General features: G+C 38.9%; 24 protein-coding genes and 3 pseudogenes. 1 reads left to right on the top strand and 26 read right to left on the bottom strand.

Annotated elements, in window-relative coordinates:
- Positions 1 to 45: 45 nt before the first annotated feature.
- The 9 genes from ectB to H580_RS24285 form a co-directional block, all read right to left on the bottom strand.
- A complete protein-coding gene (gene ectB / locus H580_RS0114015; protein ID WP_028595354.1) occupies positions 46 to 1,329 on the bottom strand; it encodes a diaminobutyrate--2-oxoglutarate transaminase in 1,284 nt (427 codons plus the stop codon).
- Positions 1,330 to 2,282: 953 nt separating this feature from the next.
- Positions 2,283 to 2,681, bottom strand: coding sequence for a DUF5071 domain-containing protein (locus tag H580_RS0114000; RefSeq protein WP_028595352.1), 399 nt, complete (start codon positions 2,679 to 2,681; stop codon positions 2,283 to 2,285).
- Positions 2,682 to 3,005 (bottom strand): hypothetical protein, encoded by a 324-nt coding sequence (locus H580_RS0113995; protein WP_028595351.1) that lies wholly within the window; start codon positions 3,003 to 3,005, stop codon positions 2,682 to 2,684.
- A 203-nt stretch (positions 3,006 to 3,208) separates the two neighbouring features.
- Entirely contained in the window at positions 3,209 to 3,637 is a 429-nt protein-coding gene (locus H580_RS0113990; RefSeq protein ID WP_028595350.1) for an SRPBCC family protein, read from the bottom strand.
- Between the two features lie 34 nt (positions 3,638 to 3,671).
- Positions 3,672 to 4,766: a hypothetical protein gene (locus H580_RS0113985; RefSeq protein WP_028595349.1), complete on the bottom strand. Its 1,095-nt coding sequence runs from the start codon at positions 4,764 to 4,766 to the stop codon at positions 3,672 to 3,674.
- Positions 4,767 to 4,942: 176 nt separating this feature from the next.
- Positions 4,943 to 5,377 carry a GNAT family N-acetyltransferase gene (locus H580_RS0113975; protein WP_028595348.1) on the bottom strand — a complete coding sequence of 145 codons (435 nt, stop codon included), beginning with the start codon at positions 5,375 to 5,377 and terminating at the stop codon, positions 4,943 to 4,945.
- A gap of 18 nt (positions 5,378 to 5,395) precedes the next feature.
- Positions 5,396 to 5,548 carry a hypothetical protein gene (locus tag H580_RS0113970; protein ID WP_157282906.1) on the bottom strand — a complete coding sequence of 51 codons (153 nt, stop codon included), beginning with the start codon at positions 5,546 to 5,548 and terminating at the stop codon, positions 5,396 to 5,398.
- 26 nt (positions 5,549 to 5,574) lie between these two features.
- On the bottom strand, positions 5,575 to 5,904 hold the full coding sequence (locus tag H580_RS0113965) for a hypothetical protein (protein WP_028595346.1): 330 nt from the start codon (positions 5,902 to 5,904) through the stop codon (positions 5,575 to 5,577).
- 400 nt (positions 5,905 to 6,304) lie between these two features.
- The gene (locus tag H580_RS24285) at positions 6,305 to 6,733 is read right to left on the bottom strand and encodes an NUDIX domain-containing protein (RefSeq protein ID WP_051217468.1); all 429 of its coding nucleotides are present in this window, start codon (positions 6,731 to 6,733) and stop codon (positions 6,305 to 6,307) included.
- 410 nt (positions 6,734 to 7,143) lie between these two features.
- Between H580_RS24285 and H580_RS24280 the strand changes: the two genes are divergently transcribed.
- Complete coding sequence (locus H580_RS24280) at positions 7,144 to 7,518, top strand: GNAT family N-acetyltransferase (protein WP_051217467.1); 375 nt, start codon at positions 7,144 to 7,146, stop codon at positions 7,516 to 7,518.
- Positions 7,519 to 7,747: 229 nt separating this feature from the next.
- Here the strand turns inward: H580_RS24280 and H580_RS0113940 are convergent, their stop codons facing one another.
- The 17 genes and pseudogenes from H580_RS0113940 to H580_RS27025 form a co-directional block, all read right to left on the bottom strand.
- Positions 7,748 to 8,293: a GrpB family protein gene (locus H580_RS0113940; protein WP_245583569.1), complete on the bottom strand. Its 546-nt coding sequence runs from the start codon at positions 8,291 to 8,293 to the stop codon at positions 7,748 to 7,750.
- Between the two features lie 34 nt (positions 8,294 to 8,327).
- The gene (locus H580_RS0113935; protein WP_028595342.1) at positions 8,328 to 8,900 is read right to left on the bottom strand and encodes a hypothetical protein; all 573 of its coding nucleotides are present in this window, start codon (positions 8,898 to 8,900) and stop codon (positions 8,328 to 8,330) included.
- Between the two features lie 676 nt (positions 8,901 to 9,576).
- Entirely contained in the window at positions 9,577 to 10,131 is a 555-nt protein-coding gene (locus tag H580_RS0113930) for a GNAT family N-acetyltransferase (RefSeq protein WP_028595341.1), read from the bottom strand.
- Positions 10,132 to 10,671: 540 nt separating this feature from the next.
- The gene (locus H580_RS0113920) at positions 10,672 to 11,052 is read right to left on the bottom strand and encodes a hypothetical protein (RefSeq protein ID WP_028595339.1); all 381 of its coding nucleotides are present in this window, start codon (positions 11,050 to 11,052) and stop codon (positions 10,672 to 10,674) included.
- Positions 11,053 to 11,590: 538 nt separating this feature from the next.
- Complete coding sequence (locus tag H580_RS0113915; RefSeq protein ID WP_028595338.1) at positions 11,591 to 12,043, bottom strand: VOC family protein; 453 nt, start codon at positions 12,041 to 12,043, stop codon at positions 11,591 to 11,593.
- A gap of 1,257 nt (positions 12,044 to 13,300) precedes the next feature.
- The gene (locus H580_RS24275; protein WP_245583568.1) at positions 13,301 to 13,711 is read right to left on the bottom strand and encodes a DUF3024 domain-containing protein; all 411 of its coding nucleotides are present in this window, start codon (positions 13,709 to 13,711) and stop codon (positions 13,301 to 13,303) included.
- A gap of 93 nt (positions 13,712 to 13,804) precedes the next feature.
- Positions 13,805 to 14,362 carry a hypothetical protein gene (locus H580_RS0113905; RefSeq protein WP_028595336.1) on the bottom strand — a complete coding sequence of 186 codons (558 nt, stop codon included), beginning with the start codon at positions 14,360 to 14,362 and terminating at the stop codon, positions 13,805 to 13,807.
- A 606-nt stretch (positions 14,363 to 14,968) separates the two neighbouring features.
- Positions 14,969 to 15,736, bottom strand: a complete 768-nt coding sequence (locus H580_RS0113900) for a nucleotidyltransferase domain-containing protein (protein WP_028595335.1) — start codon at positions 15,734 to 15,736, stop codon at positions 14,969 to 14,971.
- Positions 15,737 to 15,880: 144 nt separating this feature from the next.
- A complete protein-coding gene (locus H580_RS0113895) occupies positions 15,881 to 16,606 on the bottom strand; it encodes a hypothetical protein (RefSeq protein ID WP_028595334.1) in 726 nt (241 codons plus the stop codon).
- Positions 16,607 to 17,114: 508 nt separating this feature from the next.
- Positions 17,115 to 17,594 carry a hypothetical protein gene (locus H580_RS24270; RefSeq protein WP_051217466.1) on the bottom strand — a complete coding sequence of 160 codons (480 nt, stop codon included), beginning with the start codon at positions 17,592 to 17,594 and terminating at the stop codon, positions 17,115 to 17,117.
- A 257-nt stretch (positions 17,595 to 17,851) separates the two neighbouring features.
- Positions 17,852 to 18,415, bottom strand: a complete 564-nt coding sequence (locus tag H580_RS0113885; protein WP_028595333.1) for a hypothetical protein — start codon at positions 18,413 to 18,415, stop codon at positions 17,852 to 17,854.
- A gap of 332 nt (positions 18,416 to 18,747) precedes the next feature.
- Positions 18,748 to 18,918, bottom strand: a complete 171-nt coding sequence (locus tag H580_RS26225; protein WP_157282903.1) for a hypothetical protein — start codon at positions 18,916 to 18,918, stop codon at positions 18,748 to 18,750.
- 472 nt (positions 18,919 to 19,390) lie between these two features.
- A complete protein-coding gene (locus H580_RS24265; protein WP_051217465.1) occupies positions 19,391 to 21,145 on the bottom strand; it encodes a M28 family peptidase in 1,755 nt (584 codons plus the stop codon).
- 516 nt (positions 21,146 to 21,661) lie between these two features.
- Positions 21,662 to 21,910, bottom strand: coding sequence for a hypothetical protein (locus H580_RS0113865; protein ID WP_028595332.1), 249 nt, complete (start codon positions 21,908 to 21,910; stop codon positions 21,662 to 21,664).
- Between the two features lie 43 nt (positions 21,911 to 21,953).
- Positions 21,954 to 23,339 (bottom strand): annotated as a pseudogene (locus H580_RS27035) (thioesterase domain-containing protein); the annotation flags it as partial.
- A 69-nt stretch (positions 23,340 to 23,408) separates the two neighbouring features.
- A pseudogene (locus H580_RS27030) lies at positions 23,409 to 24,614 on the bottom strand (non-ribosomal peptide synthetase); the annotation flags it as partial.
- 177 nt (positions 24,615 to 24,791) lie between these two features.
- Positions 24,792 to 26,342 (bottom strand): annotated as a pseudogene (locus H580_RS27025) (condensation domain-containing protein); the annotation flags it as partial.
- Positions 26,343 to 26,361: the final 19 nt, after the last annotated feature.

The following is a 26,361-nucleotide window of genomic DNA, read 5'->3' as shown; positions in this document are numbered from 1 at the left end:
AAGGTCCCTGAAAGGTACTTTCTTGCCTCTTGCACGTGGACGAGCTTAGGTCGTTACCAGCAAATCCTGGGTCTCCTGAGCGATCACCTGCTGCATACTGGACTTAATAATATCGCATCCGGCAGCCAGATGCTCCATCGAGACAGTCAGCGGAGGCATGATCTTAAGGACGAGGTCTCCTCTGCCGGCTCTTTCAATGATGAGCCCATTCTCGAAGCTGATCTCCGTCATCCGCTTCGCCCCCGCTTCATCCGTAAAGCCCGAGACATCAATGCCCCAGATCAGGCCTAGTCCGCGAATGGCGATGGACGGATGCAGAGGCTTGATTTCTTTATCAAGGAATGAGCGTACAAACTCTTCCTTTTGCTTCACCTGGGCTTCCAAATCAACTTTGTCTCGGAACTCTAGAGCGGCCTTGGCGGCCACAAAAGCGAGCTGGTTGCCGCGGAAGGTGCCGTTGTGCTCGCCCGGTGTCCAAAGATCCAGTTCGGGCTTCAGCAGCAGCAGGGACATTGGCAAACCGTACCCACCGATCGACTTCGACAAGGTAATGAGATCCGGCTCGATACCCGCACGTTCGAAGGAGAAGAATTCGCCTGTCCGACCGCAGCCGACTTGAATCTCGTCAGTTATGAGCAGGATATCGTGCCTGCGGCAAAGCTGCTGCAGCTCGCGCAGCCACTGCGCGTCGACGACGTGAATTCCTCCTTCGGCTTGTACCGTTTCAAGCAGGATGGCAGCCGGCTTGTCGATTCCGGAGTGCGAATCAGTCAGGATATTCTCGATATAGCCGAGCGTATCCATTTCTGCAAAGGCCCCGCTTGGGTGCGGCATGAACGTAACTCCGCCAAGAGGAAGCCCCGCTCCTTCCCTCATGGACTTGGAGCTTGTCGTCGATAGGCTGCCGAGCGACATGCCGTGGAAGCCGCCCATGAATGCGAATATCCCGGTTCTCTTCTTCGCCTTGCGTGCAATCTTCAGGGCCGCTTCCACCGCGTTCGTCCCCGTCGGACCGCAGAATTGAAGCTTGTAATTCAGCTTCTTCGGCTCCAAGATCCGCTCCGAGAAGCTCTGGATGAATTCGCGCTTGGCCATTGTATACATATCCAGACCGTGCATAATCCGGTCGGAGGTCAAGTAATCGAGAACCCGCTCCTTGATATAATCGTTGTTATGACCGTAATTCAGTGCCCCGGCACCTGCAAAAAAATCAATATAGGCTCTTCCGTCCTCAGAATATAACAGGTCCCCCTTGGCCCGGTCGAATACCACCGGAAAGCTTCTGCAGTAAGATCTTACGTTGGATTCCAGCTTTTCAAAAATGCTCACGCGCTTCATCCTCCATCGGAATTGGAATAAGGTTGACTTCAACCTTTCTGAACCTTCTGACGTCATGGAGCAACATATTCTCAGCTGTCATTTTCCACAATTGTCGATCCCCGCATACCAACTCGCTGGGTAGCCAGTGGACTGGTCTCTCACGCACAGTATGTATAGGCATAAAGACCCAGCAATTCTATTTTCTATCATAATTGGAAAGGTGACCTTGGTAGAATTATATCAAGATTTCCAAGAATGTATAGTAAAACTTTGATCTGCCCAACATAGGGTGCCTAAAAAGAACGAATGAAGTAGAAACGTTGGGAATGGTTTGTCATCAATCGAGGAATTCGACGCGCATCGACAATCAGGCGGGGTGCCGGCCGATTTGGGGAATGTTCCCTGTATGCATTCTCTACCGGTGATCCTAATCCTTGCGCTTTACGATATCTTCACATGATTACCTGCCAAACTTCTGGTAGCTTGGCAGGTAAGGTAACTAGATGCAGCTGGATATTCTGCTGGAAAATCCGTTTAATACTCGGTTGGAACACCTGATGACTGCGCGGATGGCAGACGCAATAGTTTTGTATCCATTCATCTTGCATTATAGTTCACTACATCTTTTACTGGTCTATGACTTTTTTATCACGAGACAATAAAAAAATAAAAAAGTAAAGTACATTTATGATGCACGCCGTACTTGCAATTAGGAGTGGAGAGCAAATAATCGCGGTGCTGAGCGTTTCTGTTTCCATGATAAATGTGAATTTTCTAAACTCCGTATCTATTACAGCCTCACCTTTGAAACTTGTTTGAAGTAGAAATCCCCTTACCCTCATGACAAAATCCCATGTGCTTATTACAAATGAACATATCGTTATAAAATTTATGACAAATACCTTATTCAACATAGTTCTTCTACTTTTTCTATTTTTCATAAAACTCCTTTTAGTTTTGGATCACTTTCCAGATTTATTAAGCTTTATGATTTCTTGTGCAGTTAGATATACTTCTTCAAGCTCTTCACCCTTAGTTGGCTTGGTCGCTATTCTCATAAGATCTTCTTGAAGATTGTCTATTGCGAGTAGTTCTGAAGGTAGGTTCATGACAAAGTATCTTAAACAATACTCTTTCCAAATGTCATCGTCGCCATTGAGTATATGTTTAACTAGAGGAATCGTTTCACGGGGTACTATTTTTACAAGTATTTCTGATATTTCAATGGAAATAGGCCAATTCATATCTTGTAACCATGTTAGCAGTTCTGGTAATAGTTCTATTAGCTCTTTTCTTTCAGCATGTTTCAAATGATTAACTCTTTCAAAGTCATGCTTGTCTCTTGGCAAAAGATCCTTCATTTATCGTTCCTCATTCTTTTTATTCTTCAGTTTACTATTTGTAACCACAGCATAAGATGACACCCATGTAACACTAACAAAAAATAGCTGTATGATATAACCTTCTAAATCAATCATGTGTTTCGTTAAAAACTCGGTTGTATTAACAGAGTAAAAATAAATCCATATAAACAAGTAACAAAGAACGGATACGGCGAGATGAATAAGAGGACCGATTATAATTTTCTTGAACGTCCATGCAAATAAGGTCCCCACTAATATTCCAAGTGGTATGTCAAGCACTTCAAATGCATAAGGACTGAACCATGTTGATGCACCAACCATTTAGCTCCCCCTCACTTAGGTAATATATAATAGTCCTTCGATGCATTATATAACTTTAGAGGATGTACCTCATATATTTTTTATTTGTTACTAGATTTGCTTATCATTCTAAAAAAATAAACCTACCAAAACTGGCAGGTCCAACGTTTTAAGAACTAATTCTAGATCTTTTTCTATATTAACCAATTTTCTTAGTCGTTCAATTAGAATTTACGTTTCTGATAAGGTAGCCCTACGCCATCTTCACAATAGGATTTCAAGCTATAAAGAAACATGCCCCAGTTATAATTGCAGAAACGATAAAAGCTTGTCACTTCCCTCCAATCCGAGTGCTTCAACGTAATATGAGATTTATTATTTTTCTCTTCTATTTCGAATGAAATAAACGTATCCATCCACTCCGGATCAGAATCTACACATTTCCAAACGATTTTTCGATCTTTTTCCAATTCCACCACTTGCATCTTCGTTACATCATCACTGCCAAAATGAAACTCATTTATAAATCCGATCTCGTCTTTAACAGTTAGTTCATTCGTCCATACTTCCGATAAGCCTTCAGCTTTTGTTAACACTTCATACATTTTTGCTGGCGCCACATTCACAATTTGAAGGTGTTCAATATTTGGCATAATAATAACCTCCTCAAAGATTATATTTATTAATTTAAACTCCCTGCATCCCAGTCTCCGTACAGACTCGTTCAATTTCCTTTACTGGGAACGGGGTGTTTCTGCTATTCGACATAAGATTTGTATAAAAATCATTGATCACAACAGCTATTGGAGCGTAGCGCATAATCAATTCTGCTGCTGAATCCATCAATTCAAGGGTTTCTTTGCCCTCAGCACAACGACGTATAAATTCAATGCGTTCAGAACGATCAAGCTTCCCCGCCAATGCTGCTACAAGCCAGTTCACTAGCCATGTCATGACATAATATCCATCATGATTCTTATTCAATTCAATAAACGTTAATTCGGCAGCGGTTAGTTCAAAGTGAGAAGAAATTGCGAGGCCAAAGTCGGAAATATAGAGGTGGTGTCCATCGGTTAAAATATTTTTAAAGTGAGCATCAAAATGAAATAATCCGTTCTTATTCATAAAGGAGACAGTTGACCTAAGTTCAGAATCCACCAATGACAACGCTGCTGAAGCTGCATGCTCACCATTAGCGACCTGTTCGTTAAGCCAGTTATGGAGAGTGTAAGGAATGTACTCACAGAACAGTACCACATCGTACTGAGCTTCCTTAAGGGACTCAATTCTCTCCCCTATTTTTGTAGAACCCCAAAACTCAACCAATTGTGGAACATCGCTCAGTTCATCAGAAATTGGCTCACGGCATTTTGGGCTTTTTAACATTCGCCAGTGATACATTAAAGGAAAGTTCTCACACCGTCTTTCCAGTACCCAGTTCGTAGTCATCGTGTGTGCCGCGACTTCACGCCAAGCGCCACTACCAGGCGATCCTATTCCATAATGGCATGCTGAAGGGAGTTCGAACACATTTCTAGTGGACATCACATTTTCAGCGCTTCTTTCTAACTCTGTAAGCCGTACCTTTTTCACAAAAACAGGTAAATCCTCGATATGCAACAAAGCCGTTGTACCACCAATTCCGGTATTTAGAATCGTAGCTTGTTCCAATCGATTACTAAGTTGTTTATCACTAAGCTGTGTTAAGGAGGAAGATACGGCAGCAAAGTAGGCAAGTCTTATGTCATAGGACAAATAAAGCTCCTTAGATGATAGCTTCATAAGAGATGATCTCCTTTTGCTCTATTATTTTGAAAGCACTGCACAGGGTCTTTCCATCGCTTATGTACAACATCTTCTTTATATACGCTACCTTTTAAAATCCTGCCCAAGTACTGCCCCTTCATCTGGTCTGCCTCGCATATAACTTATTAAACTATGATAGGTAGTTTTACTTATCAATATTCTAATTTATAAACGACTTCTTCATCTATAACTCGGCCATCTTCAACGAATCCTAATTTTTCATACAATTGTTTGGCCAAATCATTGTCTGGTTCGAAGCTTATGTAGATTACCCGGTGTTGTGTATCCTCTTTAATCCTTTCAATGAGCATCTTCATAGCAGCCTTCCCATAGCCTTTAGACTGATACTTCGCATCTATCATTAATCGATATATCCAATATTCATGGTCTTCTTCATCTATACAATACATCGTAAATCCAACTAGAGTATCATCATTATAAATAGCTGAGCAAATACACTCTGGGAATGCCTTTGCCTGCGCAAGCGAGAACATATTAGTCGCTACAAACTCTTTTTGTTCATCAGTTACACTTAAATTTAAGACATCATAAAAATTGGTTCGATTTACTTCTTTAAGTGTTATCATAAATGTTCATCCTTCTATTTATTCCTTAACATTCACTTTATTTCGTTTCCTTTTTTCAATTTTCGCTCTTAACATGGCTTCTTTTACATGGTCTCTATTCGGTAACTTACTGTTAATTTCAAACAGAAGTACAGCAATAACAATTAGAATAACTAAAATTGCAAAATTCATCTTAACCACTCCGCTCTTAATGTGTTTCATCCTTTTCCAAACAGCACTCTTTGCGGTAATCTCGTTACATCAGTTGTTTTATAAACATTTTTAATATCCGGAGAGTAATTCAAGGTTAATCTTAATCCCTCTTGAATATTCATATCTAATCCTTCTATTTTTTCTATTTCAATGTGCTTTAAAAATAATTGGCCCACTTCATACAGACTATCTTTACTTGATCTCACAATAATTTCTATTCTAGATTCATCTGCTCGATGACTTTCGTCAATTTCCTCAAGAGGCTCACATATAAACCAATCCGAATCTTCGGTATACACCTTTACGTACTTTCCCACATAATCTCGGAGGTTCAAGGAAATTCCCCCTTTTGATCAAACCATCGTTGCATATAGATTCACCTATGGCGTGTTTATATTTACGAAAAGCCTCATCCGTAGATAGTTCCTAGCTTAGGCTAGGACTTTTGCTCTCGAGTTCCCTTCCATTATTATACACAAAAACTACCAAGGGGAGAAATCACGAGGTACAAGTCTTGAATATGCTGTTATTCGCATATTTCTTGAAAGCCTGCACGACTCCACAACCACAATGATGTGTGTAAATCAATTAACGTTAGCTGTGTCTCGGCTAGTTGCTCACTCCATACCGCATTTATAATACTCTGCAAATTTTGTCAGGAGTGACCGCTACCATCGCTTCACTTCCCTCCTCGCGATCTAATTAGAAACTCCAAGATAACAAGGTGTACATTGTTTATTTACGATCTGCTCTATAAGTACCTTGGGTAAATTTTTTTTCATGTAGTCTGTCAATCTCAATCCATTCTACTCCCACTTGATTGTCATCGGGATTTCGTCCGTTATTGGGAGTCTGCGCTCCCGCTAATCTACATTCAAAATAAAATTCAACCTGATGAACGTCATAATCCCATTCTGCGAACTCATGATTGTTACCTGTATACGCTCTTATGTGAACAATATCTTCTACTTCTACAGCACAGCCTATTTCTTCTAAGCATTCTCTGACTACAGCAGCTTTAGTCATAACTTGCTTGAAGAACTGTTTTACTTCTTCGTAGTTATATTCTTTAAAATACTCAGGATATAACTGTCTATGTAACTCTTGAACTTCTTCATTCAGCTTACTTATCAGCTCATAATCATAGGTTTGAACAACTTCCATGTAACACTTCGAATATATTCACTCTTATGTACTTACATTTAGTTAACTGATTAAATCTAAGCATAGTAGCCGCCTTCTATTAAATACGTTCTTGTCTCCTTATAATGTTTATAAATCTTACTAAAAGCCCTATTTGCTTTATGATGATACTGCCCATTACTTAGGCACGGCTTGATGACTCTCACTACTTCCGTCATGCATGTATCACCGGGAATCTCACCCGTTATTAATTTTTCTAGCTGGAGTTCAAATATGCCTTCAAAATTTTCCGAACAATCTCCATATACATAGCTTACTTTGTTATCAATAACTTCAAGTAATTTGAACTTGATACAGATCGCCATCGTAGAGTACCATCTTTCTATAACTGTTATTATGTATTCACCGAACCCTAAAATGGAGTGATATCATTGAAAATCCATACAGATCGACTAGAATTAGTCCCCATTGATATAGCCCATAGTCATACTCCTATCTTCGCACAATATATGAACAATAAAAAGCATATTCACTTATACATAAAACAATTAATCAATGATCCTGATTTGTTAGGTTGGGGTGTATGGTTAGTTATAAGTAAAGATGCCAATGTAGTAATTGGTGATATTGGTTTTAAAGGAAAACCCGTTAAAGAGACTGTGGAAGTGGGTTATGGCTTCATGCCGGGAGCACGAAATAAAGGCTATGCAACGAATAAATCTCACGGATATAATGATTTATTGGAAATTAACCCATTAAATCTTATTTCTTATTCAGCAGTTATATTTTGTTTGAACATCACATAAATAGATAGTTATTACACCCTTTACATTTTATTTATTTCTTTCACTTTCTCTTCTAATAGATGAAAGAACTCAATATCCAGTTCAAAAGCTCCTTTAAATAGGGTTTCAACAAATGTATTCTCTGCATATCCAGATCTCTTGATTGAATAAGCAATCTCATAACGGCCATTTCTTAGATTAATAAAGTTGATTTCCATCTCCTTGGAAGACATTGATCTTAGATTTAATTTCACAAACTATCTTTGTACTCATTCATGATCCGTGTAATAAATTCTGTTTTGCCTTCCGTATAGGCTGTACGATTGTTTCTAAATGTATTGGTCAGTTGGGTCTTTAAATTTGAATACTCAGTAATCAATATAGGGTCCTTTCTTACTATGTCCCGAAACAAGATATGTCTTTTTAGCTCTTCACTTTCTCTATTGCATACGTATAGATGATGTTCATGCTTCGTGTTGCCTTCATTATTGTAAGGTACATAAATGTCCTTTCTTGCAAATGCTTCTCTATCCTTAATTCCCAAATCACCTTCATGAACATATCCTAATTCTTCTAGCATTTTGATTACTCTCGGCAGATACTTCATAGATTCAATTACCACGTCAATATCAATGATCGGCTTGGCTGTAAGCCCTTCAACCGATGTACTTCCAACATGCTCAATTCGTAAGGCAAGACCATTAAGTTTACTGGATAAAATAGATTCTATTATACGGAATGATTTTGGCCATTCTTCATTGTATTCCTCAACAATTACTGGTTTTTGATTTTTCACCAGCATTCACCTGCTTATCTTAAATGTTATTACATCACTCCTTATTTAGCTCGTAATAAATTCCATCCCATAACAATATCAAAGCTTGCTCATTTTTTATAATGAATCCGCTGCCTGGGCCTGACCAGTCTTCTATTTCGACTATCCGTACCTGCTCATCATTAATACCTATATCGCTCAATTGAATTCTATTCTCTTCAAAGAACTTCGATTTTGAATATTTCATTTCCTTATATATTGGATTCTTTCTCTCATTGTCATTAAATCGCGCTATTTCTGCTGTATATAAAGCTGCTTTACCAATATTAGCACTCTCATCTGTATCAACATAAATCGGCGAATATCCTGCTATTTTGCTGATTTTCCAGTTTCCAAAGTACGTATTGTTTTGGATGTCTTGTTTTTCATCAACCGGCTTACTATCACCTTCAATCACACGTTTATCTACATTCGCACTTTCAGAATCCATATTGTTATTAATGTTTTTTTCTTGATGATTTGTCGCAACACCATCTTTAGTCGCATTCTTAACATCATTCGAGCATGCTGTCAATATTACAATTGTAAAAAGGCACATCACAACTAACATGATCTTTTGTTTTTTCACGATTTTCTCCTTTTCACATACAGTTCTAGTTTATTTTACTCATCATTACTTCTATTGTTTCGCTAGTCTCAAATATATCCGTTGTAAAATGTAATTGTAACTTTTTGTCTTTCAATGCTTTAACACATTTAGATGCTTGTTGAAACTGCCAACCTCCAAATGCCTCACGTTTGGCTAATCGTTTACATATTCTCTCTTATCAAACTAGTAAAAAAATGATGCAGATCCTTTTGCCTTATATCTTCTTGGATGAGGTTGCGGAGCATATAACAGGAGCGTATACCATACTGTTTCTATCAACGGCTGGAGCACACTGGCTGCCAGTATCTATTCAAAACCAAACCTCTGTAATAAAAGTTGATTTGATAAAAAGAGTTGAAACTTATTTCACATAAGACCTCGACAATGTTATTTGTTGTTTCTTATATAAATATCAAGTGCCACGATTCCTCTTCGAGCAAGCCTAATAAGTAATATCAAAAAATAAAAGGAAACCCCAATAAACGCCAACCAAAACAATTGAACGACGATAACACTAAATGAAAAAACCATTCCTCACCCTTCTTTCCATATTGTACTTTCTTCCTGTAAGTACCTTCAAAATCTTATACGTAAATCTAATATCATTAGAACAGGTAGCATGCTTGCTATATTAATGAAGTTGGTTCTTCTTGGACTAAGCCCAATTTTGTCTTTTGTTCTTGTTTATAGTTGAAAAAATGACAGCATCAACAAACCTATCCTTCTTTAAATAATAGTCTTTGAGTATTCCTTCTTCACTGAAACCTGAACTTATCAAGAGATTTCTTGAACCAATGTTATGTGGATATACTAGCGCTCCAATTCGATTTAATTCAAGCTCTTCGAAACCATAACTTATAACTCTACTTAAAGCCTCAAACATGATTCCTTGGCGCCAATACTCAGGTGACAATTCATATCCAATTTCCGCTCTATAATGAATACTAGACCAATTATGATAACCACAAGTTCCTATAACTCGCTTCTCCGTTTTAAGAACTATTCCCCATCGAATACCTTGTTGATTATTATACCTGTTATTCCAATTTGTAATTAGATTTTCAGCTTGTTTTACTTCTGTGAAGCTTTCCAAATCATAAAACTGTGTCACTTCATCTTTTGAAAAATAATGAAATACATCGACAGCATCCTCAGATCGTAATTCTCCAAGTATAAGTCTTTCAGTTTCAAGAGTCGGAAAATTTCTCATAGATATACACTCCTTCATATAAGATTGCTCCTTATATCCATCTAAATATTTTCCCGCTAGTTACTTTTATCTTGTTCTTTTTTGCCCATTGTTTTAATTCTTCTATATGAATCTCTTCGTTATTCTTAAATCTGAAATGTAAATCTATCGAAACTAATTTACTACCATATAGCTTGATACCGATACTCTGTACAAAATAACCTTCTATTATTATTTTTTCGATTTTTTGTATTGATATTTCAGTTTGATTAATCTTAATTTTATTTTCTGCAATTTCTAATTCATTATTTTTTCTTAGACCTAAGACCCTCTTCAAAAGCACTACTTATTTGTATCAAGATAGCTAACATCAATAAAATTAAAAAATAACTAAAAATAAATCATCTTTTCGCATGATTCGTAGTAATAAAGAAATAAATAATATAGAAAAAGCCACTTGGGCATACACAAGTTTAGGTAACTTGATCTCATATTTCTTGTTCATGTTCTACTTTAATCCCTTTCACATTGGTTTTGATACCGTTCTTGTTATTCAAATATTTAATCAATATCATGTATCTTCCATTGAGATCCTTCTTTTTTATCTTTAACAAAAACATAGGTTCGATTGTGTACGCCAGTATCCGACATTCTCTTTTCTGTTACACTTACTACTGCTTGAAAAATATTCTTTTGTTCTTTCAGTAATATATCACTGTTCAATGTTACCTTTTCTCCAGTGAAATCATTTTCTGCTATATAATGTGGTGTGCTTTCAATTACCGGAGTAGTCGGAGGTGGTACAATACTGCTTTCGTCTGGTTTTGGACTTGTATCTGTTGGAACACTAGAAGAGGAATTTTGTATATCATTTATGTTGTTTTTTGATTGACAAGCAACGAGTAGCGTTAAGGATAAATAAATCAAAATTAACTTCTTCATTTTTGTTACGCCACCCTTCAATATTTTCAGGAATCTGCGAACTCCAAAGGCTTAGAGAAGCGCGTGCGAGTATGTCTGCAACACTTAGCCTCGCAGGTTTTTTTGCTGCATTCACTACTCTACAGCCGAAGCACGCAGCTTAGATACGGTGAGATAATAGGGATATCTTCAACGAATCACTTACACTATGCTCTTCTTTAGTAATGTTATGTTCTTTCTTGATACTTGAATTTTGAATCCACTTCTGGAATCGAACGCAAATGCCGATGCGTGAATGCTGCTTATCCGAGGCATATGAATTCCTCCACAAAAAAACATCATGGATTTCACTGAGAAATTCATGATGCGCTAAAATAAAAAACTATATGGTATGCCTCCTAAATTGATGCAATACCGTCACCACTTTGATACTTCATTGATTATCCCCTCTCGACTCATGTTACTGGTTATTTCGCCTAACCTTCCCGTATTCACGACATCCGACAAAGCTGAATGTGTACGGAGCTCTTAAGTAAAGGCTTATTTATAAGTAGTTTACTTATTTGTTACCGAGTTTTTCCGCCAAACCAATTAGAATTCCTTCTACTCCACGAATGTAGCAGAGCCGATAAGAGTCCTTATACTGAACCACTTCGCCAACGATCTGAGCACCATGCTTACTGAGTCTAGATACCATTTCATCAATGTCTTGAACTGCAAACATGACGCGTAGATAACCGAGGGAGTTTACAGGGGCATTCCGGTGATCTGATATAGTAGCTGGTGTGAGAAATCTCGAAAGCTCAATTCGGCTGTGACCATCTGGAGTCACCATCATAGCAATTTCTACACACTGAGAACCTAGTCCGGTTACGCGACCAGCCCATTCCCCTTCGACATTGGCTCTCCCTTCGAGGACCAAGCCAATCTCCTCGAAGAAAGAGATTGCGTTATCAAGGGATTCTACAACGATGCCGACATTGTCCATTCTTAGTAAGTTATTATTTGTCATAGTTTTAACTCCTCATATACAAATTTACTACCTGTTCTGTTCATGTTCAATCTTGTTCAAATCAAGAACTAATATTATTCTAAAAATAATGTTTTGTAATAATTGTTGACAACAATAAGAAGTCCTAGTACGAGAAAATGAGAAATTGGATTTGTTGATAGGTCATATAACGTTTTCGTATTAACGATGTCCGATATAATCGGATGTGTCTGTAGCTAATGCTCCCTACCAATACTCCTACGGATTTAAGGCAAATGCTTAAGGCTGAAGCACGTCCTTTTCCGAAAATACAAGCACTAATATTGTTTTCTCTCTGTTGTTGACTGTTTTATCCATACCTTTAATTCATCTGTACTTATATAAATATCGGACCCAATTCTAATAATTGGTAACATCATGCCACTATATGAGCCCGAAGCTTTTAACATGGTTTCTTCACTTGATATGATTGTTCTAACTTGTGCTTCATTTCAGATAACGTTCTTGTATTCACGAAGCCCGACGAATGTTGGATATGACCCGGCAAACTACTTCCTACACTTTACTCACAGGACCGAAGAAGCTAATCCACCTATGCGTGAACACATTGTTAGAAGAAGTTATTTCACTCCTTGAGATGCTTACACATTACATTATTTCAAATCTTTAGTTGTTTTTTTATTTCTTTTTTAAATATCATCTCACAATGAGGGACTTTCCATGATTGGTTCTATCGCTTTCAGTTTCCATCCTCTCCACCTTGTCTTATTATACAAAATATAATATTCTTCATTTTCGTTAATTAATTTAGTTATTATTTGCGGTATTACTATGTATTTTTTACTCCACTTGAATTTTCAACTAGAACAGATCCCGAATTGATTTCTTTAATTTTTACAACTTCTCCTGTAGATTTTGTCTCTGATGCCAACACTATTACAACAAAAACTATTATGCTTCCAAGTAATGAAATTATTAGCTTCTTCAATGTTTTTTCCCTATCTCACTACGATTTTAATTTCTTTACCAAATATCATCTTGGGCTACTGCTTCTTACTTTTTATTGATTAAATAAGCATTAAAAATTGCACTGTGTACATTTAATTGCACTTATTATTTATAATCAGTTGCAAGTATGTCATATAACGCTTCTGTGTTACACGACGTCCGACATGGTCGGATGTGTCCGCAGCTCCTACTTCCTTAAGTCCACTTCTGGAACTAAGGGCAGATGCCCATACATGAATGCATTGTTATGAGAAGTCAATGTCTACTTTATTACCCCCAGAACATCCCTCTGTTATCCTTATCTATAATTTCAAGTTGTTTTTCAAAACTTTCATTCGGCTCTATATCATCAACATAGTGCCATTTGCTTCTACTGTCTTTCCAGTATACTTTCCATCCTTCTTCATCTCGTCTTAACTGTGCAATGTCATGTTGCACCCACTGCTCACTTCTAAAAGCAGGCCTTTCTTCTATGATTGTCACGTTATTTCCTCGAATTTTATAGTTCATTTTGATTTGATCTTGCAATTGTTTCGGAATTTTACTCCTTATATACTCATCCATTATTTTCTTCACTTTTGTTTTTGTAAATTCATCCATGTTTTTCTCCTTCTTCTTGTGAATTTTTATTTTTAGCTGCCCTTTAATCCAATTCATTGATTTCTCATAACGTTGTTGCATTCTCGACGTCCGATGTTGTTGTCCCGCTGCCCTGCTTCACTGCCTATTCCTCCTGCCGGACCTAAGGCGAGTGCCCGATGCTTGAATACTTAGTTATGTGTTGCCTTTGCCTTCTCGAATTCGCTGTAAAATATCTACGATTAATAAGCCTTCTATGTCTTTTATTTCAACTCCATATATTTCTGAAATTTTGTCATATTTCTCGTTTAAAATCTCGTCTGTCCAACAAAAATCATACATAGAACTTTTATCACTCACAAACATTTCATAATAATCCATTTCAAGTACTTCCTCAAAGAAATGAACTGCTTCAATCTCGTATTGATCCATTCGATCAACACTCGCAAAAGTTAATTGAACCTTATGACCAGGCCTAGGAAGTTTATTCCCCTCTAATTTATGTTTATCGAATTTTTCTTTTAAATTGGAATAAGCCTCCTCTTTAGATTGTCCATCCCCACTCATCCAGTACCAATTAATTATTCTTGCTTCCCAAGGATACATCGTGTAATTAGACTCTGATAGATCAAGTACTTGTTGTTGTCGAAATTCAATTGGGTAGTCTTGAAACTCCCATTTTGATTTTAAAAATGATAATAAAAATTTGTATGTTCTTTTAATTGGTCTTGTAATTTGGGTGAATTGATTCATTGTTTTCTCCTATACTCAAGTTTTTCACAGGTTTCACATTAACGTTCTTGTGTTCACGACGTCCGACAAATGTCGGATGTGTCCACACAAACTACTTCATTGAATCCACTTCTGGGACTGAGGGTGTATGCTCGATGCCAGAATATGTATTAGCTGATGCCCCTGTCTTCTTCGAGTTCTCTAAAAAATTGCTCTTATGGCTCTTTAAAGTCTCTGAATATTCTTTACATCTTTAAAATCTTTCAAATTCTTTTATGATCGTTTGATCTTTGGTTTAAAAATCTGATCTTATAATGAGTTATTATTTGTTTGAGGTTTTGAATAAAAAATATGCCACTTTGCTTCGTAACTGTGTTAACTCGAATTAAGCTGATTGATCTATATGATCGAATTTGCTGACCATTCACCTTTAGAACAAGTAATCAATCATTTAAATGGTTTTAAATATTCTTATTATCTTTAGCAATTTTGACGTCCTAGCCCCTTAGAGTCGCTGCTTATAGTTGTGAGGCTTGCCTAATACCTAATACAGTGATGTCCCGACGGGCTTAGGGGGCTGGATGTGATTACTCGCTTCTCAAAGTGACCCGGAGAATCAATATGGTGTTAGTCGAAGGAAGTTCTGGAAGCAGCCATTGCATTTAAGGCGTTCTCAAAATAGCTATATACTTCATCTGCAATTCCCAGAAACTCTTCAACAAGTACATTACTATCCACGTAACAAGCATACAGATAATCAACTAAAGCAGAGTCAATCTCACAATGGTTTAATATGGAGTTCTTCATCTTGATAATGTCATCTTGCCATACACCTGTATCTTCTAGAACCAAAGAGTATAATGCACGAATTAATCTCTTAGAGTAACCTTTAATATATCTAGTTTTCAGTATGTCATCACTAGCATTAGAAAGTAAACTATGCATACGATCTACTTCCTCTTTGGTCTCTGTATTTAAGTCTAGAATGAATTTTGGAGAAATAATTATCGGTGGTACTTTTTCACCAACGTCATGACCGTATACGCAAACACAAATAATCTTTACCCAAAAACCCCACTCATTTGGTCTACTTAACACATCGTCAATCGAGCAAATTATCGTATCAATCTTAGTTAGCAATGGGTATTCTTCCAAAAGCCTGTCTTTAATATTTGACAATCTTTCGTAATCAATATCTTTGGGATTTACACATACAATAGTAAAGTCTGCATCTGACTTAAAAGGTTTAGCAGTTCCTTTTGGAATCGAGCCACACATATAAATGCTGTGAATCTTACCTTTAAATTCGGTAAGTATATTATCTATATACTTATCAACAAAATCCTTATATTCACTTTGCATCACAATTCTATTTATAACTTTTTCTAATATCATATAGACTCCTCCTAAACTAAGAACTTCTTTCGGCTAACGCTCTTGTGTCCACAGCAACCACTTCTCCGAAGCCGCTTCTGGGACCGAGGGCGTAGCCCGATGCGTGAAAATGGTGTTATGCGACGTTCTTCTTCAAAGAGGAACTTAGATAATTGGCATTTCATCAATATTTATTTTCAGTGGTGTTTCGTAAGATTTAATATGAAAATTAGCTAGTTCCGAATTTCTTGGCTTTAGAATAATAATTCGATTTGATTCGGAAATAGTTGATACCAAATAAAAAATATCTTCATACCTCTTAAGTTGAATAAGAATTGATTTCCTCTTAATTCCTGTTGTTTTCTCCAAACATTCAATAAATGCTCGAGATATTTTGTTTTCTGGTCTTATTTGATAACTAATAATTATTGTGTATTTCTTAGTATCCTTAGTTAGATGAATGATTTCTATATTACTTCTCAGTTTTACTAATTTCTTAAAAACTTTATCAACAATACAAAGTTGATCTTCTGAGATAGCGATTGACTTTAACACGTTAGTAATAATTTCAATTATATTGTTCTCTTTATCTTCTTTGGATTTTAAATTAAATAGATCAGGTGAAACTCCAATATAGTAAAGTTTCATCCATTTTTCAGGTCTATTTGCCGATTCTTCAATCTCTCCCTCAGCCAAAAATGGTGTTAGTACAATATATAAATGATGAAAGTCTCTAGTGACAAATTCTAATTCTCTTAGTTTTCTTGAATATCTGTCACTTAGAAAATGAATTGATTTATCAATAGAATAATTCTCTCCAATATAGCTTGGAAAAGAACTTCGAGTTTTTTCTTCAAATAATCTAATATCACGGATTATAGTATTCTTCATTTACTTCACCTCATATAAGAATGTCGCATAACGTTCTTGTATTCACGACGTCCGACACATGTCGGATGTGTCCACTGCTCATACTTCCTCGAACACACTTCTGGGACCAAGGGCGTATGCCCGATGCGTGAATGCTGTGTTATGCGCTGTTACTGCCTTCTTCGAATCCACATAATTCTTATCTGTTCATCGTATTTTCATCTTTGAATTTACTTGGTCTATTTCTTTACTACTGCGATCATATTCAACTTATCTTCTAATTCACGAATATATCTTTCTATTCTACTTTTCTTCATTCATTAGCAGTAATTGCGCATAACGTTCTTGTGTTCACGACGTCCGAACGACTTAAGGCCACAAAGTGGCCGGGCGCGATGCGCTTAGTCAGTGCGGAGGTGTCCGACTGCTTCCACTTCCCCGAAATCCTTCTGCCGGACCGAGGAGCTTGTCTCTCGATGCGTGAACACAGTGTTATAGCATGTCAGCGACACCTTTGAAATACATACAATTATTCTAAATTCATCTTCATCGTTTCAATTGCATCGCTGATCTTTCTTACTTGAACTGTTTCATATTTATAGCTCTGTGCAATACATTCAAAGGTTGAATCATGAAAAGATAAAACATAATGGTTACAATTTGAAAATAATTCTACATCATGATTTGGATGTACTTCATTCATTCTTATTAGTTGTTTTATCCATGAAGAATTTTGAATCAGAAATGTGGAGTAAGGTCTCAAACCGATAGAATATAATGGATGACCACTAAAAGCTTCATCATTAGGTGAACCGAACATATAAGTTTTGCAGTAACTAAATGTTACTATAGCAACTGTCTCAAGTTCGCTATAGTTATCCTCTTGAACATAATATGCAATTACTGTTGTATGCTCATCAGATAATACTAAAGGTATTGGTGCCCCAACTGAAGATTGAGGTAAATCAAAGAGTTCCAGAACTTTGTCTTCTAAATTACTTATATACATCAAATCATCACTTTCAAAATGTGTCTTCTAAGTTTTAATTTGTTGTGTTTCGCTGATTTCCTATAACGTTCTTGTGTTCACGACGTCCCACCCACTTAAGGCCACAAAGTGGCCGGGCGCGATGCGCTTAGTCGGTGCGGATGTGTCCGGCCAATGCTTCTTCGAAATCCCTCTGCCGGGCCGTGGGGGCTTGTCTCCCGATGCGTGAACACAGTGTTAGGTGATGTTGCTGACCTCTTTGAGATACATAAAAATGACTAATAATTGATTTCATATCCTTTAAATTTATTTCCCTTTTTATAATATTCAATTAATATAACTCTATCTTTATAATCGATTTCATAAAATACCCCTAGACCATACCTGCAAACATGCTCAGGCAAGGTCTTTCCATCACCTGGCCAAATGCCATCGTAACTGTCTTTGGTTAAAGCTATTAATCTTGATCTATCACTATCTTTCTCCTCTTGCTTCCTATTTGATTTTTTCATTTCAATTGCAATAAGATTATCTTGATCTATTTTACTACCCCGACTATGAACAATAAGATCACAGTTTATTTTTACAAAAATATCATTCGGACCAGTAATCGTTTTTACATACGTTTTAACCTTTCCGTTTTTATTACGATTGTACTCGACGTCAATTTTATACTCGTGAAACTCTGATCCTTTAATAATTTCATGTAGGTGAATCATCAATGCTCCACAGAGAGTCCGCTCAGATACTTTAGAAATTAATAATTCACAATCACTTTGAAGAAAATTTCTGTTTGCCTTCTCAAAAATCCTTATTAACTGTTCTACTAATAGTTCAGACATAATTGCCTCCAATTAAGTTATGTTTATTATTATTTCAGCAATTTCACCTAACGTTCTTGGATTCACGAACCCGAGAACCTTAAGCCCCAACGGGGCGGCCGCGACCCGGTTAGGTCCGCAGGGTTGTCCGCCTGAATTCACTTCTCCGAAATTCACCGGGCGGACCTAGGGGCGGCGAATGCCGACCCGATGCGTGAATATGGTGTTAGATGAAGGATCAGGCTTCGCTTCGTAGGATTTCTACCGCTCAATTTCTGGATAAATCTCTTTCAATAACTCTCCGTTAATATGAGCCTTATCAAAGAGGTCTTCAAAATCCGATTTCGTCATTTCTATTGATCTCCAGTTTCATCATATTTCTTTATTAGAAGGTCTAGCCTTGCTATTATTCTTTCATCATTTTTTAGCCTTTGACTCAATTTATAATTAAGACTACTGAAACCAAAGATTAAAGTTATTAGTCCTAATAATGTTGAAAGCAAATAAAAATTTTCATTAGTCATTTCAAATCCTCCTTGCCCAACTTTTCATTCGTTTTCCCGATCTTTCATAAACTATTAATCTATGAAATTCGCAAATACTCAAATCATCGAGATATTTGCGAATTTCATTTTAAGCACTCATTAATACTCATCTACGAAGTATTTAAAAGGACAATGCTACATACCTTTCACAGCGTATTAAACAAGTAATAAAAGACCAAGTGCTTAGAACACTTGGCCCCAATTAAATTCAGATGGTCTATCCCCCTAGTTCATCAAAAAATGATAACCCTTACCATCTACTCATAACTCAGTATGCTTATTATTGTTACCCTTAAGATTCTTCCATAGTTATATTTTACCGTCTAACACTTTCTCCTACAAGCGTTCTTATCCCCTTCAATTCCCTATTGCTCATCCGCATCAAACAAAATCACTTCATACTTCAACTAACTTCTCCCCCTCAAATAAGCAACGCTCGAGCCCTTTTCGCTTAATGCTCATGCAGCAAATGTTCATACATAGGTCGCGCTTCACTTGGAACCGCGTTTATCCATCCCCAAGCAAGGAGGCCGACCATGCATACAGATAGAAAAATTACGAACCAGCGATGATCGGATGACAGCAATCTAAACACAGGATTAAGCAAGGCCAATACAAAAGAAAATATGACCGTAAGCACTAACGTTAACGAAAGCGGCATCGCTTGAAATAATAGATTGAAGAAAGTTGTAAATAGAACAATCGGAGCAATAGCCGTTATCAGCATGGCTGGAATTCCGTTCAATACCTTATCCGCATCCTTTTTAAATAACGAGAAAGCAAGAACAATGGTATGAATGATTAATGGAAACATCCATAAGTAGCTCGCACCTGGCAGCCATATAGCCGATACAGTAAGCAAGAGCAGAAACAATACCATCCCAACGAGCATTATCTCAAGTACATTGGTGCGGTCATTCCACTTTTTCATCAATAAAGACTGAACAAGTAAGGCTAGAAGCAGGAAGCTGATATGATATAAATAAGCGTCATAGGTAGCACCGTTGAACAAGGTCATTTTTTTCGCCCATAACCTAGAAATAAACTGATTAAGCAAATAGGCAGCACCAAGAGAAAGGACAGCACTTCCAATAACGGCAATTACACTAGTCATTATTCCCTGTAACCGGATTTGCTGCTGTCTATATGCAACGACGATCAAGGCAACAACTGCGAACCACAACAAGATGGTGATAGGCGTAACGATTGACTGTGGATAGTGAATGAATAGGTTAAATAAACTGAAATACACTTGATCTGGACTACGCAAATTTTCAAGATTGGCTTCGCCAAATTGTCTAGCCATAGCTAGCGCATTTTCTCCCTGATGCTGCAGCGTGGATAGTTCGACATTTTCCAAATTATCTAACGGGGTATGGTATGCGGTCCATCCACCAAGATACGCAAAGTTAATTCCCGGAATGCCCGCACGAAGTGTTACGGTTAAGTCTGTGTCGTTTGGTAGCAAGCGATAAAGATCTCCCATAAAAGAATTCGTTACCGGTTCTGGTGCAGCTTCGGCAAAATGTTGAATAAGTGCTCCATTTTCTTCGCTCGTCTGGAACATTATCGATGCCCCTTTGGAACCGCGTGCTTCGAAGTTAGCAACAAGTCCGACTTTCTCCCGATGCTCCGCTTTTCCCCAGAATTCCTTTGCTCCAAGCAGCCCTTCTTCTTCCCCGTCTGTAATGACAATCCAAATGTCATTTTGGAGTGGCTCGCCGTTGGTAAGAGCTCGCACAGTTTCTATCAAAGCAGCTACGCTCACGCCCGCATCATTTGCTCCCGGACCCAAATCAACAGAATCATAATGCGTCATGAGTACAAGTGCTTTGCCTTCGCTGTTCTTGCCTTTTAAAACACCCACAATATTGTGTAGCTCTAATAATTTGTTGTCATACGTCATTCCTTCAGCTTGTTGAACCTGAGGTTGAATTCCTAAGTTGGTTAACTCCGCTACTACATAGTCTCTAACTTGTTTGATTCGTTCAGAGCCAGAAGGACGTGATTCTTTTGCGATGAATTGTAAATGCTGCATAGCTCTTTCCGCAGAAAATTGGGTTGCTGGGGCTGTACTTGGTTGAGGTCGTGGTGGTTGGTCTACGAATAAGGTTGCTGCGATAAGAATGAGGATTACAAATGCTATGGATACAGTCTTTATCCCCGTAAAATTTCTTGTTGATTCTTTCTTTGCTACACTTTCCATGAACGAATCGCTCCTCTACGAAAATGATGGCGTACGTCATGTTATCCCATGCTGTAACACTCACAGTAGCATATGGGTATGTCTTTATTGTGTACAATCGGTATTCAAAGCGATAAATTCGCTCTGGGATAATTGTAGTTACCTACTCGTAATTGTGTTGATTGTACAAATTTTAAAGCCTCGACAACTCGTAAAAGTTTGTCGAGGCTTTATCCTAAACAGCATTAGCCGATTGAATTTACCATATTCTGATTAAAAACGTTTTAGAAAGCTTCATTTTAATCTTGTTTTAAACCTCCTGCATGTCATCCAAAATGTAAAAATGATTGCCCGGAAATAAAATTAACTCACAATTCTATGTCGGCTTATTCACCCGTGGCTCGACATAATTTTCGAAATAAACGCCCCATTAGACAGATGAGAAATTGCTTCTCGTACATAAGATTCCTGGAGGTATCGATTAGCAAATTCATTGTATGGTCCATTGAAGATGCAACCATCATGATTATCCTAATATTAGTCCACTATCTTCTCTTCTTTTTTCTTCCACGGCCTGTACATGAGCAAAAGTGTGCCAAAGGACAGAGAGAGCGATATAACAGGGAAAATAAACCACACCCATACTTTCATATCATCAAAATGCTCCAAAGATATTCGCCCTTGATATTTTGTTGTTGCCATGTAGGAAAATCCAATAACACTGCAAATCACATAGTAAAGAAGTAAAAATACGATGAATAGACCCGTTTTCTGAACTGTACGCAACCTACCACCTCCCGTTTGAAGCCTTCATTGAATAGCATTCAAGCTACACAGGCTGACCTTGAACCATACGTTGTTCCAAAATTTTGTTTATACATGATGCCAGTCCCGCGACATAAGGAGCAGCAAAGATGGAATAGTGATCACCTTCTACGTGTGAAATGATAATTTGCTGTCTGCCGGCTAATTCCCAGCTGTATACATCCAAATCAGTAGTAGCGGCAGCGATGATGAGATTCGGTGTGCATGCTTGCAGGGGCTGTAATTTGTATCTAGTAAATGCTGCTGTCAAACTGCGGAGCAAATGCACATATGGCATAATCCCACTGAAGCTAAGTTGATCAAAATGCGGAATCGATCTGCGTAAATCTTCATCTGCCACTTGCTTAATGCGTTCCAGCAGTTCATCCTTTTGATTATGCTTCTCTATCATATAAGCTACACGAGTCCACACCTCTTCGATCGTCTGAGCCGCACTACATGCATCGATGTCTAATGAGATTCCGCTCTCACTTAGCTGACCTATGAAATCGGCGGCAAGTTCCAATTCTGTCTCCAAACTAAAAAGGGTATGAATGTTTTTTTTGAGTGGTGTAAGTGCAGGAGCATGAGAGTCAATGAGTACAAGACGATTGATTTTCTCACCGCGCTCCTCCAATTGTCTAACTATTTCGTAGCCAATTACCCCCCCCAGACTCATTCCAACGATGGTATACGGACCATGTGGCTGAATGCTTGTCATAAACTCAGCGTACTTACTCGCAAGTTCTTCAATGGTTAAATACTTCGGTCCAACCTCTTCCCATGTTGGGAATTGGATTCCCCAGTAATTCGTATCATCTGGCAGTAAATTCACTAGCTGCACATAAGCAGTGACATCACCGCTTCCTCCGTGAATCATAAAGATATGGCGGCTATTGTCTTTTCCTTTCTTCAACATGATCAATTGCTCAAACTGGCCATATTGCCACGCTTTATCCGCTGAGATATAAGCAGCCAATTCACGTATCGTGGGTCTTATAAATACTTCTTGAAGCGGAAGCGTCATGCCGAGTACACGAGACACTTCATTGCAAAAAGACATGACCTTTAATGAATGTCCGCCCGACTCGAAGAAATGGTCATCAATACCCGCTCGACTTACTCCTAATACATCCTGCCAAATAACAGCCAATGCTGCTTCGATTTCATTACGAGGAGGCGCATATACCGCTTCTGTCTGTAAGTGCTCATGCGGTTCTGGAAGGGCATTGCGATCAACCTTTCCATTGCCCGTAAGCGGAATGGCATCCAAGCGTACAAAATAAGACGGTACCATATAGTCAGGAATTACCGATTTCATATAGCTTCTTAGCTTGGTCGGACTAACCACTTCATCCTGATCCATTCCCGTGTAATAGGCGCACAAGTAAGCTTGTCCATTGCCATCCTCACGCGCAAGTACAACGACCTCTTGTACTTCCCCTTGCCGAAGCAGCGCCGCCTCTACCTCTGGCAGCTCTATACGATGACCTCGGATCTTGACCTGATGGTCGATCCTTCCCATATATAGAAGCTCTCCATCTGCTAGACGTCTTGCTAAGTCTCCAGATTTATACAACCGCTCTCCAGACACAAAAGGACTATTCAAAAACCGATCTGCTGTTAGTTCAGGTCTATTTAAATAACCTCGGCCGACCCCTTCTCCGCCAACATACAGTTCCCCAATGACCCCCACAGGAACTGGCTTCATCTGACTGTCCAAAACATAGGCCGTTAACGTAGGAATTGGTAAACCGATACTGCCCGAATTAGCCGCGATCTCTACTTCTGTAATTTCTTTATACGTTACATGTACCGTTGTTTCCGTAATTCCATACATATTGATTAGACGTGTCTGTGGGTAACGTGCATGGAATGGGCCTAATAACAATGGATTTAATGCCTCGCCTCCGAAAATTACATATCGTAGTGCCAGTAGTTGTTGACTCTGTCGCGCTTCCTCTTGCAGCAGCTGATAGAACGCCGTTGGTGTTTGATTCAGTATCGTTACTCGTTCCTCGTCTAGCAATTGCAAAAATGCTTTCGGATTCATAGCTGTCTCTTTTGGAACGACTACCAGGGTGCCCCCATACAACAACGCTCCGTACATTTCCCACACCGAGAAGTCGAAACAGTAAGAATGGAACATCGTCCACACATCTTTTTCATTGAAATCAAATAGATTCCGATCATTATGCAATAGCCGTACTACATTTTTATGCTCCAGCATTGCACCTTTCGGCTTGCCAGTCGTACCCGACGTGTAGATAATATAGGCCAAGTCGTTCGCTTCCGTTAGCGGCTCAAGATTCGAGTAAATCAAGTCTTCCGTCTCATCCTCAATTCCTGGACCTGGGTCAACATTATCCAACACACTGTCAGTACGAAGATAGGTGTCGTCAAGGATCACGACTTGCCCACTAAAACTTTTAGGTGTACTGGCTGAGCCATCCGTAAGCAACCATGCGGTTCCACTATCCTCCAACATGAATTGTATACGTTCTGATGGATAGGAAGGGTCTATAGGTAAATAAGTCCCGCCTGCCTTTAATACGGCAAGTAATGCGGTTACCATACCTAAAGATCGATTCATCATAACGGCTACAATAGAGCCGCGACCTACCCCGTTTGTCCGCAGTCTATGTGCGATAGCATTTGCTTGTCGGTTAAGCTCCCGATAAGTCAACTTGCGCCCCTCATATACCAGTGCTGTTCTTTCTGGCCAAACCTCGGTCTGATCCTCGAAAATTTCATGGATTGTCTTTTCCTTTGGATATGCAGCTTCAGTTTGATTCCAGCCAAATAACAGGTTATGTTCTTCTTCAGCTGAGAGTACAACCATATCCTGTAGCAGCACATCTGGATTAGCCGCAACCGTTTCTAAAATTTGCAGATAGTATCCAGCAATCCGTTCTACGGTTTCCCGACGGAACAGGCGTGTACTGTATTCAAGGCTAAAGCCAATGGATCCATCCTGGTCATCCTCAACCGCGGTAAGCATCAAATCAAACTTAGCCAGCCGATACTCTAGCACGTAAGGCTGGAAGACAAGGCCGTAATCGTAACTCTCTGTTTGGTCAATATTTTGCATAACGAACATCGTATCAAAAATCGGATTTCGGCTGAGATCACGTTTCACTCGCAATCGCTCCACCAGCTCTTCGAAGGGGTAATCCTGATTCTCAAATGCACTTAGAGCTTGATTTTTAACTTGTTTGGCAAGTTCGCTAAAACGCTGACCTGCAGACAAGTGACTGCGCAGAGCTAATGTATTAATAAACATCCCAAATACGCGTTCCATTTCAGCAAGCGGACGGCCAGCCGTAGGCACACCCGTTATAATATCTTCCTGCCCCGAGCATTTGCTAAGCAGCACTTGGTAGGCTGACAATAAAAGCATAAACAATGTAGATTGCTGCTTTAAAACGAGCTCTCCAAGCCGAAAAGTAGTATCACGAGGTAAACGGAAATGCAGTGTGGCTCCTTCAAAGCTTTTAACAGCAGGTCGTGGGAAGTCTGTAGGAAGCTGAAGATCTGGCAGCTCACCCCCGAGTGCAGACAACCAATACGTTTCTTGCTCCAACATCCGCTCTCGCTGTCTCGGCTCCTGCTGCCAAACCGCATAATCCTTGTACTGAATGGCAAGCGGAGGAAGAACCTCGTCGTTATAAAGCCGATTGAATTCGTCTACCAGAACGTTCATGGATACGCCATCCGCGATAATATGATGAAAATCAGCCAGTAGTATATATCGATCTGGCGCACATTGAATCCAACCAGTACGCATGATCGGCGCCTTACTTAGATCGAATGGCTTGATAAAGGTTTCAATAATAGCATCCACCTTAACCTGTTCTTCCTCTGCACTTAGACCATCCGGCAGCACAAGCAATTTCATATCAAGATCAACAGAAGAGTGAATACGCTGCACAGGCTCCTTGTCTACGGTATGGAAAGATGTGCGAAGCGCTTCATGCCGTTCGACAATTTGGCGAAATACACGTTTCACCTTCTGTGTATCTAATGTACCTGTGACCGTTGCAATTGCCGGCATATTGTAACTGGTTTGCTCAGGATTTATACGCTGCAGCAAATACATTCTCCGCTGGGCGAACGACAACGGATAATAAGGCCTCTTCGGTGCCTGGGGGATATGACTATACGTCTCACGAGCAGCTTGCTCGATATATGCAGCTTGTCGATGCAGCTGCGGGCGAGCAAATACTTCTCGCAGCGGCATTTCAACATCCAATTCCTTATGAATGCGCGATACGAGTGTCATCGCCTTCAATGAATGGCCTCCCGCCTCGAAGAACGACAACTCTCGGCCCACTTCCACTACTCCTAATACTTCCTGCCATATGGATGCCAGTTCACGTTCTGTCTCCGTCTGCGGCGCGCCTCCCGCTGCCATCGACCCGAAACCGAGCTCT

Source organism: Paenibacillus assamensis DSM 18201, from assembly GCF_000422445.1.
Classification (GTDB): Bacteria; Bacillota; Bacilli; order Paenibacillales; family Paenibacillaceae; genus Paenibacillus_B; species Paenibacillus_B assamensis.
This window is presented reverse-complemented; position numbering and strand designations above follow the sequence as displayed.